We start from the raw sequence: 11977 nt of genomic DNA on the forward strand, positions 1-11977 counted from the left end.
ACGAACCTCTGTAGAACTGTTTGTAGTAAGGGCTTTAGCCCTTATTCTGAGGACTGAAGTCCTCACTACGAACCTCTGTAGAACTGTTTGTAGTAAGGGCTTTAGCCCTTATTCTGAGGACTGAAGTCCTCACTACGAACCTCTGTAGAACTGTTTGTAGTAAGGGCTTTAGCCCTTATTCTGAGGACTGAAGTCCTCACTACAAACCTCTGCCCAAAAATGAATGAAGAATGAAAGATGAAGACACAACTTCAACCGATTTATCGACTTTTCTCTGCACTTTTCACCTATCCATCTCCTGAATTACCCGCAGAAATTAGCGAATGTCATCGCCAATTGAAGACGGATTATCCCGAAGCAGCAGAGTTAATTAACCAGTTCCAAACCTTTGTCAACAGGACATCTATAGCTCACTTAGAGGAGATTTACACCAGCACTTTTGACGTGAATCCTGTTTGTTTTCCTTATCCCGGATTTCACTTATTTGGCGAAAACTTTAATCGCGCTGATTTTCTCGTCAAATTGCAACAAAAATATCAGGAACATGGGTTTACTGCGCCCCCAAATGAACTCGCGGATCATTTGTCGGTGATGCTGGAATTCTTGAGTACTTTAGAACCAGATGCGGTTCTTGCCCAAGAATTAATTGAGGATTGTTTGTTGCCTGCTTTGGAAAAAATGACTGAAGGTTTCAAAGCAGAAAATCCTTATGCAGGAGTGGTGCGATCGCTGTTGAGTTTCTTGCAAAGCAGCCGTCAGCCCGTACAAGTGGGTTCTTTATAAGGTGCAAACCTGTTTCAAGGAGTTTTTATGACCATCAATACCTTATTGTTTGCGATCTTTCCCTACATGGCGATCGCTGTCGCCATCATCGTCACCTGTTTGCGCTATTTCAACTATCGTTTTACCTACTCAAGTCTGTCGTCTCAGTTTCTAGAAAGCAAACAATTGTTTTGGGGTTCGGTTTCTTGGCACTACGGCATTCTCGCCATTCTCACCGCGCATATAATCGGTTTTCTGATGCCGCGATCGCTTCTAGCTTGGAATGGTGTCCCCTGGCGATTATACGTTCTAGAATCGACCGGGTTAGCGATGGGTTTTCTCAGCCTTTGGGGCATTCTGGTGCTGATTTTCCGCCGCATTTCCCAAGCACGAATTCGAGTCGTGACTTCACCAATGGATTTGATCTTGCTTTTAGCCTTGCTAGTACAAGTAGTAGCAGGAGTTTGGACGGCGATCTTTTATCGCTGGGGTTCCTCCTGGTATGCCACTTCAGCAGTGCCTTATTTGCGATCGCTCTTTTTGTTCAATCCCGATCTTTCCTTAGTTGCTACGCTTCCAATCATGGTGAAAGTCCACATTGTGGGGGCATTCTGTTTAGTTTTGCTTCTCCCCTTTACCCGCTTAGTTCACTTTTTATCTGTGCCTTTGCAATACGTTTGGCGTCCTCCACAAGTCGTGGTTTGGAATCAACGTTCTGCTAGCGGAATGGGAGAGCATTCTTAAGGAGCATTTTTACCATGACCAGTTCTAACCAATCTGAAAATATACACCCAACAGCCCCAAAAAGCCTATTTTTGGCAACGATGGCTTTTGCGATCGCTTTCGCCAATTGGGGGCTAATCGCAGGTTTAGCACCGTTGCTGAAAAAAGAACTAGGACTATCTGTTAGTCAAGCGAGTTTGATGATAGCAATTCCCGTCTTGCTGGGTGCATTGGGAAGAATTCCAGCAGGTATCTTAACCGATCGTTTTGGAGCAAGATGGGTATTTAGCTTACTATTAGGCTTTGGCATCGTTCCGACGCTGGCATTAGCGAGCGATCGTTCCTATAACAGCTTGCTATTTTGGGGATTTTTCTTAGGACTTTTGGGCAGTTCTTTCGCCATTGGGGTCGCTTTTGTCTCGCGCTGGTATCCTCCAAAACGCCAAGGTATGGCTACTGGAATTTATGGGGCGGGAAATATCGGACAATCGGTCGCCGTCTTTGGCGGACCAGTTCTTGCTAGTTGGATCGGGATTCCGGCTACATTTCTGATTTTTGGTATTGCTTCTCTAACTTGGGGGATTATTTTTGCCCTCAGCGCCCAGAATCCCCCAGTCAAGGTTAGACCGAAAACTTTTCGGGAATGTTTGAGCGTATTGCAAACTGAAAAACTGACTTGGGCGCTCAGTTTATTCTATGCGCTTACCTTTGGCGGATTTGTGGCGTTGAGTATCTATTTACCAACACTGCTTCAGGATGTCTTCGGTTTGACTCCGGCGGATGCGGGGGCGCGTACTGCGTTTTTTGTGATTTTGGCTACCCTGTGTCGTCCCGTGGGTGGGTGGTTGAGCGATCGCATTGGCGGACAAATTCTGCTGCTGTATGTCTTTTTGGGCATGTTTGCGATCGGCTGGCTGATGTCTTTCCCGTTTATCGTCCCCTTCACCGTTGGCGCATTAGGTTGCGCTATTCTCTGCGGTTTAGGCAACGGCGGAGTGTTTAAATTAGTACCACAGTATTTTCCGCAACAAGTTGGTACCGTCACAGGTTTAGTAGGTGCAGCGGGCGGATTGGGAGGGTTTTTCCCGCCACTAGAGTTAGGTATGTTTCGGGAACTTGCCCATAGCTATGCTCCGGGATTCATTCTGCTCAGTGTCTTTGGATTACTGTGTGCCTGGGTGCTGGGACGCACGTTTCTACGGCTACCCACCCCCGTCCACCACTAAGAACTTATGGGAAAACCGTCGAGAAATAGTTCGACCATCCCTTAATTATGGGGTTTGAAACAGTAACGGAATTTCTCGACTCATACCAAATCCGCTTCCATGACCCCCTTTTTAAATGAACCGCCAAGACGCCAAGAACGCCAAGAAGAAGAAGATTATAGGGGTTGTTGAGCCGGATCAAAATCATGAGTAGGGAACGTCGGTAAGCTTTGTCGCCAGCGCCAAGTTGCTCAACTGCCGTGCCCCTACTGCTGTAATTGCGATGCAACCAAAAACGATATAACTCCAATGTGATTATTTTTCTGGAATGGCATTTGAACGCTTAGCCATCTTGGAAAATCCTCCCTCGCGATCAACAGGGCGAACGGCAATTAAGTTGCTACCAACGCTGGTTGGGACTCTAATTCACAAACTTGTACTTCTCGACGCGACACAATCCGCAATTCATCGGGATAGCGCGGATGCGGATCGTCCGCTAACCAGATCGGAGGCACCATCATGGTTTCATAGCAATCAATCCGATCCAAAATCCCTGGTTTGTCTTTGAGTTCTACAATCGTCCCCGGTAGATACTCAAACATTTCATCCCAATCAATAGGTAACTCGGCGTTCATAGCAATCAACCATTCCAATACCTGTAACTCTTGCGTTCCGATACCAGCCAAGGAATACACAATGCATTGTTGATCTGGTTTGGCTCAACCAACAATAGAAAATCAACAATAGAAATCGCTTCTATCGAGAACAACTTCACCAAAATCCGGCACCCAAGCGACCCAGGTATCTGAGGAGTCTTGACAAAGCAACTTGGCTTCGTCAAATGCGTATTCACTCTTGCGTTGCAACAGCTTAACCCAGGTATCGCGAGTGTAGGTGATGTGGCAAACCGGATTCCAGCCTGAAGCGATCGCTCCCTCTAGCGCGGGTGCTGGTGGGCAAACTGTATGGATCGTTTGAAGTGACATACTCTTTCTCCATTTCAAATCGATTAAAACTGGTGAAAAACACTTCCCCTCAGCCAAACTTGGGGGAAGGCAGTAAAATAATTTCTGTATTCATTTTTACAAAATCACAGCGCAATCGCTCAATTATGCTGGATAAATTAACAAATCCTGACAAAATTGATTGTGACAGCTCTGGGAACCTTCCTGAAGATTGGCGCTCGCACATTGTTCGCACATCCGCAGGTAGAAGCTTTCTGGGGATGGAATCGCTAACATCTTAAGTGTAAGAAGGGTGAAGAGGGCAGGGGATTATGCGTTGGCAGCTGGGTCGCAGGAGTACGAATGTTGAAGATCGACGCGGAACCGGAGTCTCGGCGCCGGTAGTGGGTGGCGGGATTGGGGCAATACTGTTAACGCTGCTGGTGGCGCTGTTGGGTGGGGATCCGAGTGTTGTTTGGGAACAGGTAAATCAGCAGAGCGATCGCCCCACAACCTCCGCGCCTCGCAACCCTGGGGGTACTGACCAAATGGCAGATTTTGTTTCCGTTGTACTGGCAGATACTGAGGATACCTGGCGCGAAGTGTTCCGGCAAAGCGGTTCAACTTATACAGAACCCAAATTAGTGTTGTATTCGGATGCGGTGCAGTCTGCTTGTGGATTTGCCAAAGCGGCGATGGGGCCATTTTATTGTCCCCGCGACCAAAAAGTTTATATCGACTTGAGTTTTTATCGCGATTTGAAGTCTAAATTTCAAGCACCGGGGGATTTTGCCCAGGCGTATGTAATTGCTCACGAAGTTGGGCATCACGTCCAGAATGAGTTAGGAATTTTGGATAAAGTGCGACGATTGCAAAGTCAGGTAGACCAGGTACAGGCGAACCAACTTCAGGTGCGCGTGGAGTTGCAGGCAGATTGTTTTGCGGGTGTGTGGGCGAATCGCGCTCAACGCTCCAGGAAAATTTTAGAACAAGGCGATATTGAAGAAGCGCTCAATGCTGCTAGTAGTATAGGAGACGATCGCTTGCAGGCACGAGCGAGAGGGTATGTTGTCCCAGAGACTTTTACCCACGGTAGTTCTGCACAACGGGTGCGTTGGTTTAAGCGGGGTATTCAGACAGGCGATCCTCAACAATGCAATACCTTTGCCGCGGCAAATCCTTAATCGATGAAATACCGTAACGACTAAAGTCGCGGCTACACAAACAAAGCCCGCAAGGCAAGGGCTGTAGAATCTTGGTATCATACGATCTCAGGCTTTTCACCCATAATTAAAACTCCCCGCGTCGGGAGCGTCGGGGCGTCCCCGCGTCATTTATAACCCTGAAGTGATTAACCGAAAAATTAAAAAATCTCTGCTGGGTCTATTTTACGGAGTTTACGCACCGCAATTAACCCAGAAATACAACACATCGATATTGTTAATATTAGGACAATTAAACAGCGGGTTAATGTCATTCCGATAGGTAAGAATGTAGCTTGTTTAGTTAAATCGTACAGACCAAGGGTGAGCGCAAATCCTGGAATATAACCTAAAATACCTAGAATTATTCCTTCTTGTAGCACCACAATTTCTAAATATGAATCTTTGTAACCCATTGCTTTTAAAGTTGCGTACTCTGCTAGGTGATCGGAAACATCCGCATAAAGAATTTGATAAACAATAACCGTACCCACAATGAAGCCCATCCCTACGCCTAAAGTAAAGATAAAACCAATTGATGTACTTGTTTTCCAGTATGTTTTCTCAAATTCTACGAAACCTTCATGAGTTAATACTCTAACGTCTTTAGGTAGGGTTGCTTGGAGATTTTTAAGCACATTTTGAGGATTAACTTGAGGTTTAAGTTGAATAATTCCAAGATCAATTTGTCCTACTTTCCGATCGGTAAATAGACGGATAAAATTTAAATCGCTTAAGATTACATTTCCATCTGCCCCAAAAGAAGGCCCCAGTGTAAACAAACCAACAACCTTGACTCTTTTGTTGCCTAATTCAGTAATAATAGATTTCCCCTGCTGAAATTGTGTAGCAATAGATCCATATTCTGCACGAGAAGCTCTATCAAACAAAATACTTTCATTGAGTTTAAGATCGTCGAGAGTGTCAGCTAGTTCAGGAAAGTTAAAAGCTGGATTTCCTAGCTGAAAGCCATAAACATATATAGCTCTGAAATTTCCAGTTTCAGGATTTTTCCAGTCTCTAAACCCGACGTATACAGGGCTAACAGATTTAACGCCATTAAAGCCTAATATTTGATATAAACGACGCCAAGAGAAAGTCCTCATATAGCCCAGAGATTTGGAGCGAGTACTGATTAAAATTAAGTCAGCTTGTAAACTCTGATGGAATCGCGTAGCGCTATCGTAAAGAGCTGCTTGAAATCCTAATTGCATAAACATGAGAATAGCTGCAAAAGCAATTCCCGCTAAAGCAATCAACAGACGCAGTTTTTCTCTAGTTAGTTGCAGCCATGCTAAAGGTATAGAAAATATCATTTTCCCGCTCTCCCGACTGGTGGAACTTTGCTTAACTAGCTTGTTCAAGCAGGTTTGTGTCCAGGCAATTGGCATACATTACCACGATTTACTGCCTGAATTCATCAAGTAAAACTTTGGAGGTTAAGATTCACCAAAACGCCGATGATACAGTCGCGACAAAAGCAATCGTGCCCGCCGCAAAACAGATTATTTATGGCTTAGTCATTCATCCTATACTAGGATGCTAATTTAATTTCATCAAGTAGCTTAGCTACTTTTTAGCTGTAAATTCTCAAACATATGAAAACCCCACTTTTGGAATAAAAGATATGCCCAATGGCAGATGTACGCCGCTGTTTAAGGCTTCTATTTGTTTTTAGATTTTTCATGTATCCATCAACACAGATATATTTCAATTGAATATACCTTTAGAATGATTAGTGCAGATCCCCGCTCATTTATGTTGCATCTCTCTAGACAGTTTGATTAAAGGTGTGTTAACTTCCTCGTTAGCAAATTGCAATAAATATATGTTTGGAAAAACTTTCGCAGTCGGCTAGAGAGGAAAGAAAAATTTTCCTCGATTGGCGGTTGTTCAAAACTGCTGGAAGCCGACAATCTTAGGACTTTCTATTACGGGCTGTTTGGACAGTGCGTAAATTGTTGCATGGCAAATGTAAGTTCAACTAAATGGAGGTCAATATGAACGATCTTGTTTTATAGAATACAGTTTTTTAAATAATTTTCCAACTATTTCAGGACTGACGCAATCTGAGAAACTGGGTTTCTGGCTTTTTCAGAGAAACTTTGGTGTTTGCCCGGGTTTCGACCGTCGATATCTGGTTGCGAAACCAAAGATTTTTCGGATCGCCTTTGTTTCTTGGCGTAGAAAGTGTGAAGTTAAATCCGGTGATGTAGGGATTTGGAATTACTGAGCGTGGAGGATGAAATGATTGCGTATTTGAATGATGCGACGGATATGGGGGATGAAGTTGCGACTTTGGTAAGCTTGCTGAGGTACAGAGCGCAAAATCAGCCAGATCAAACCGCCTATACATTTTTGCAGGATGGGGAAATAGAAGCAGGAACGCTGACTTATCAACAATTGGATCGAATTGCACGAGCGATTGCATATCATCTTCAAAGCGTATATGCGGTTGGTTGTCGTGCGATGCTGCTTTACCCGCCAGGTTTGGAGTTTATTGCGGCGTTCTTTGGGTGCTTGTACGCCAAAGTTGTAGCGGTGCCAGCTTATCCACCGCGACCGAATCAGAATATGTCGAGGTTGCAAGCGATCGCAACATCTTGTGGAGCAACTTTAGCACTCACCACTACATCTCTATCGGACACGATTAAACAGCGCCTCCAAGAGTGTGAATTAACCGATTTGCATTTGATAACTACGGATAACATTTCCATCAATCTTGCAGAAGTATGGCAAGAACCAAACTTGAACGAAAATACCCTAGCTTTTCTTCAGTACACATCGGGTTCTACGGGTACGCCGAAGGGTGTAATTGTGAGCCACCGCAACCTTTGGCACAATTGTGCCATCATCCATCAAAGTTTCGCCGACACACCCAAAAGTCAAGGCGTCAGCTGGCTGCCACCTTACCACGATATGGGATTAATTGGCGGAGTTTTGCAACCGCTTTATGTCGGTGCGCCGATGATTTTGATGCCAGCATTGGCATTTATGCAAAAGCCTTTTCGTTGGTTAGAAGCGATTTCTCGCTACAAAGTTACCACGAGCGGCGGCCCTAATTTTGCTTACGACCTTTGTATTAATAAAATCACCCCCGAACAAAGAGCTAGTCTCGATCTCAGTAGCTGGGAAGTAGCTTTCACCGGAGCCGAACCCGTCCGTGCCGAAACCCTGGAAATGTTTGCTCGTACTTTCGCCGATTGCGGCTTTCAAAAAGAGGCATTCCACCCCTGCTACGGAATGGCTGAAACAACGTTGATGGTTTCTGGAAGTCAGAGAAAAGTCGCACCGATTATTAGTCAAATAGATGGGGCAGCACTTGAACGCAACCAAGTGAAAAAAATGGTTCTAGAACAGGAATCTACGCGGGTAATTGTCGGTTGCGGTAAAACTTTTTTAGACCAGAAGATTCTGATTGTTGACCCGGAAACTTTAACCGCTTGTCCGCCTGAGAAAGTGGGAGAAATTTGGGTATCGGGTGCGAGTGTAGCGCAAGGTTATTGGAATCGACCTGAAGAAACAGAACAAACTTTTCATGCCTACCTCGCAGACACAGGTGAAGGGCCATTTCTGCGTACCGGCGACTTGGGATTTTTGCAAGAAGGCGAGTTATTTGTCACCGGGCGAATTAAAGATGTAATTATTATCCGGGGACAAAACCACTATCCCCAGGATATTGAACTGACAGTTGAAAAAAGTCATCCAGCGTTGCGCCCTGGTTTTGCAGCCGCTTTTACGGTGGAAATAAAGGGCGAAGAACGATTGGTAATTGTTCAAGAAGTAGAGCGGACTTATCTGCGGAAACTGAATGTAAATGAAATAGTTGGAACGATTCGTCAAGCTGTGGCGGCGGAACACGCTTTACAGGTTTATGCGGCGGTACTGGTTAAAACTGGAAGTATTCCTAAGACTTCAAGCGGTAAGATTCAGCGCCATGCTTGTCGGGCTGGATTTGTCACTGGCAGTTTGAATGTTGTCGATGATTGGAGCGAAAATCCTCAAGGAAAAACGAAGTTTCGGCATCTAGAAGCTGAGGTGAATTCCTTGTTACATAAACTATCAATTGGCAAGCATGTATAGCGTTCCTACCAGGAGGCCATCACCTTGATCTGTAGTTTTTAAATCGACGATTTTTCAGAGAAACTTTGGTGTTTGCGTCCTGGCAGAGTAACGCACCATTCATCGGGTGTTGGTGCGTTACGTTTCACTAACGCACCCTACAAGTTGAGAATAGTGGGAGGAAAAACAGTGAAAAAAATTCTGGTGATTGAAGCTCAAGCAGATACTCGGAATCTGTTTTTAGAAGGTATTAAAGCTGAAGGTTTCCATACTATCGGTGCTGAAAACGGTCGAATTGGCATCGAAGTGGCGCAGCAAGAGTTACCCGATTTGATAATTAGCGAGATTGCCCTACCGAAACTCGACGGTTATGGTGTTTTGATTAGGTTGCGTCAGAACCCGGTTACGGCAATTATCCCGTTCATTTGTGTCACTGTTGAGGGAAAGCGAATTGAATACCGCAAAGCGATGGAGTTGGGAGCGAATGATTATATTACCAAGCCTTGCACGTTAGAGGAATTATTGAAAGCGATCGCAACCCAATTAGAAAAACAACGCCTCCTCACCCAGTGGTATGCTAAACAGTACAATTCAGTCCGAGAACCCACTGTAACGTCCTGGGCTAACCCTGAGCCAATTTTGCCATCTGACCCCCACTTGTGTGAAGTTTTCCGTTTTATTGAGGCTAATTATCACCGACAAATTGCTTTGGGGGATGTTGCCCAAGCAGTTGGTTATTCCCCTGCTTATTTAACCAACCTGATGCGACGCCAAACAGGACAAACAGTGCAACGCTGGATTATCCAACGTCGAATGGCAGCAGCACGTTATTTGCTGCTAGAAACTGACCAGGTAGTAACGCAGATTGCTGCTAAGGTAGGCTATCAGCATCAGGTTCATTTCTTCCGCCAATTTCGCCAACTTCATGGGACAACTCCCCAAGCTTGGAGAAGGACCCACCGCAGTTAATTGATTAACGCTGCCAAATCGAAAAATTTGTTAGTCCAATCAACAAATTGTTCATTGCCACCGCATCTGACATCTTATAAACTTTATCAAAAAGCGAGCCTCTGGATAATGCTGGAGATGACAGAGATTGCAGAGCGATCGCTAAAACTCTAAAACTTTAAACAATGGAAACCAAAAATCCTCAACTCACAATATCCGCCGTTGCGGGTGCTAAATATGATAATGGTAAACAGCCGCCAACAGCAGCAGAAATTCAAGCGTGGATAGTCTCATATTTGGCTCAACTGCTGGAAATTAACCCGGATGAAGTTGATACCGCAATTCCTTTCGACCAATACGGTTTAGATTCTTCAGCAGCAGTCGGTATGACGGGAGATCTAGAGGATTGGATGGGAAGAAAAATCGATCCCACTCTACTTTACGATTATCCGACAATTCAGGCTTTGGCTCAGCATTTAGCTGAGGAATTCAAAGTTAAGGTGTAATTTTTCAGTTGCTAATGACTAATGACCAATCAACATCAGGTGAATCTCATGGTAAATACAGTTGAAGCATCGACTCAATCGTCAGCCAAGAAGCATATCAAACTCACAGAAATCAACTATAGACGCAACACAGAATCAGATTTCACCGAGAAAATAGAAGAACTGGATAGAAACTTCAACTACAGCAGCAACAGCGATTATTATTGGAGCGAACCGGAGCTTTCTTTGCTTTACGGAACTCCTGTTTACGAACAAGCTTCCCCTTCGCAAAAAAAGGCGCTCAATCATCTTTATTGGGCAACTCAATACAATCAAACTGCTGCCACAGAAGCAAATGCCGTACTTTACAATCAGGTAACGGCTGGTGTTTTTAGCACCCTTGGCGGTTACGAAACACTCTGCCAAGAGTTAGATTTAGAAACGGCACAGGAACGTCACCACATTCATGCCTTCCACACGATTGGTTACAAGACGAAACGAGATTTGTTAGGTGCAGCATTTAATGCTTCTATCCAGGGGAAATCCTACAAAAAAAACGATTCGCCTCGCAGATTAGCACCCGGACAGAAATCGCAATTGTTTAGCTTTAACTGGCAAAGTTCGCCTTTGTCGGGATTTCAGGACTCCGCCTTGCGGTTTGTCACCAATAAAGTGCTACTCAAAAATCAAGCACGCCACTATTCCCAATATTTGAGAAACTTGGAAGAGAAAGGCGAGTCAATTCCCGCTCAAACGACTGGTTTATTGGGGCATTTAGCACCCAAACCTTTGCTACAATTCTTTACTTTGAACTGCGGAACTTCGCCTTTCTTAGCCTGCGTGTTCTACGTCACGCGCTTTATGGCGAACATGCTGATCAAGAATTATGAGTATCGTTATTCCTTGTATTACAAGGAATTAGAAAAGAAAGGGGAATTTATTCCATCTCCTCTCGCTGTTTCCCATTTCCATCTGTTGGATGAAGCGTTCCACACGACAACATCTCAACTGATTGCTCAAGACTTGTACAAGGACTTCCCGAAACCAACAGCTTACGAGAAGTTTTTAGCGAATCTGACGATATATCGGGCGCAAAGTGTCGGTTTAAATGGCCTTTCAGGGGGTATGCCTGCCATATTCCGCAGCGATGAAAGTTTCATGCTTTCGTTTTACAGGTTGCTACAGTCTCCTGTGTTTAATATGTCTTCCCAAGAAGCTATTGAGTGGTTGCAGAAATGCTTGTGTCAAGAGCATGATGGTTTCCATTTAACTTTTAAATACCATCAACGTCTGTTATCAGATTTGCGTCGCCTGTTTGACCCGATTGATTATTTATGGCCTGTGAATCGCGAAATGCGGGTGATGGCAAAAGGTGGTTCTATTAACCAGGCGATTCAAACTAACATCAAGGCATTTGAACAGTTTGCTATGTCGGTTGATTAAACCTGTAGGGGCACGGCATCATTCCTCGTTCCCAGGCTCCTCGTTCCCAGGCAAGAGCCTGGGAACGAGATCCTAGAGGCGAGGCCTCGTTTAAGTAAAACCAGATCCTCGGCCTCGTTTAAGTAAAACCTCAGATTGGAGGCAGAGCCTCCAGATCTGCGTTCCCAGGCTCTTGCCTGGGAACGAGAGCCGAGAATCTTAAC

The 11977-nt window shown here is 44.8% G+C and carries 11 protein-coding genes; 8 read left to right on the plus strand and 3 right to left on the minus strand.

Translation table 11 applies throughout. The features are described 5' to 3' along the window. Nucleotides 1-237: 237 nt before the first annotated feature. Genes narJ through ACE1CM_RS20085 form a run of 3 tightly spaced genes read left to right on the plus strand, consistent with a single transcriptional unit; the run spans nucleotide 238 to nucleotide 2711 of the window. Nucleotides 238-783, plus strand: coding sequence for a nitrate reductase molybdenum cofactor assembly chaperone (gene narJ, locus ACE1CM_RS20075; RefSeq protein ID WP_374879692.1), 546 nt, complete (start codon nucleotides 238-240; stop codon nucleotides 781-783). Nucleotides 784-810: 27 nt separating this feature from the next. Further along, complete coding sequence (narI, locus tag ACE1CM_RS20080; protein ID WP_374879694.1) at nucleotides 811-1506, plus strand: respiratory nitrate reductase subunit gamma; 696 nt, start codon at nucleotides 811-813, stop codon at nucleotides 1504-1506. Nucleotides 1507-1520: 14 nt separating this feature from the next. Next, the gene (locus ACE1CM_RS20085; RefSeq protein WP_374879696.1) at nucleotides 1521-2711 is read left to right on the plus strand and encodes a nitrate/nitrite transporter; all 1191 of its coding nucleotides are present in this window, start codon (nucleotides 1521-1523) and stop codon (nucleotides 2709-2711) included. Nucleotides 2712-3082: 371 nt separating this feature from the next. Here ACE1CM_RS20085 and ACE1CM_RS20090 read toward each other — a convergent pair whose 3' ends face one another. Both ACE1CM_RS20090 and ACE1CM_RS20095 read right to left on the minus strand, forming a co-directional pair. Further along, nucleotides 3083-3385 (minus strand): hypothetical protein, encoded by a 303-nt coding sequence (locus tag ACE1CM_RS20090; protein WP_374879697.1) that lies wholly within the window; start codon nucleotides 3383-3385, stop codon nucleotides 3083-3085. A gap of 42 nt (nucleotides 3386-3427) precedes the next feature. Beyond that, a complete protein-coding gene (locus ACE1CM_RS20095) occupies nucleotides 3428-3676 on the minus strand; it encodes a hypothetical protein (RefSeq protein WP_226594560.1) in 249 nt (82 codons plus the stop codon). A gap of 290 nt (nucleotides 3677-3966) precedes the next feature. On the opposite strand from ACE1CM_RS20095, the gene ACE1CM_RS20100 reads away from it, so the two are divergent. Further along, entirely contained in the window at nucleotides 3967-4818 is an 852-nt protein-coding gene (locus tag ACE1CM_RS20100; RefSeq protein WP_374879699.1) for a neutral zinc metallopeptidase, read from the plus strand. A gap of 179 nt (nucleotides 4819-4997) precedes the next feature. Here ACE1CM_RS20100 and devC read toward each other — a convergent pair whose 3' ends face one another. Then, a complete protein-coding gene (gene devC / locus ACE1CM_RS20105; RefSeq protein WP_374879701.1) occupies nucleotides 4998-6200 on the minus strand; it encodes an ABC transporter permease DevC in 1203 nt (400 codons plus the stop codon). Nucleotides 6201-7083: 883 nt separating this feature from the next. On the opposite strand from devC, the gene ACE1CM_RS20110 reads away from it, so the two are divergent. The 4 genes from ACE1CM_RS20110 to ACE1CM_RS20125 all read left to right on the plus strand — a co-directional run bounded on the left by ACE1CM_RS20110 (nucleotide 7084) and on the right by ACE1CM_RS20125 (nucleotide 11774). Continuing rightward, on the plus strand, nucleotides 7084-8919 hold the full coding sequence (locus ACE1CM_RS20110; RefSeq protein ID WP_374879703.1) for a fatty acyl-AMP ligase: 1836 nt from the start codon (nucleotides 7084-7086) through the stop codon (nucleotides 8917-8919). A gap of 168 nt (nucleotides 8920-9087) precedes the next feature. Continuing rightward, a complete protein-coding gene (locus ACE1CM_RS20115; protein WP_374879705.1) occupies nucleotides 9088-9867 on the plus strand; it encodes a helix-turn-helix domain-containing protein in 780 nt (259 codons plus the stop codon). A 164-nt stretch (nucleotides 9868-10031) separates the two neighbouring features. Further along, a complete protein-coding gene (locus ACE1CM_RS20120; protein ID WP_374879707.1) occupies nucleotides 10032-10352 on the plus strand; it encodes an acyl carrier protein in 321 nt (106 codons plus the stop codon). Nucleotides 10353-10400: 48 nt separating this feature from the next. Beyond that, nucleotides 10401-11774: a hypothetical protein gene (locus ACE1CM_RS20125; RefSeq protein ID WP_374879709.1), complete on the plus strand. Its 1374-nt coding sequence runs from the start codon at nucleotides 10401-10403 to the stop codon at nucleotides 11772-11774. Nucleotides 11775-11977 lie beyond the last annotated feature (203 nt).

The sequence above is a fragment of the Microseira sp. BLCC-F43 genome (assembly GCF_041929235.1).
Lineage (GTDB): Bacteria > Cyanobacteriota > Cyanobacteriia > Cyanobacteriales > Aerosakkonemataceae > Microseira.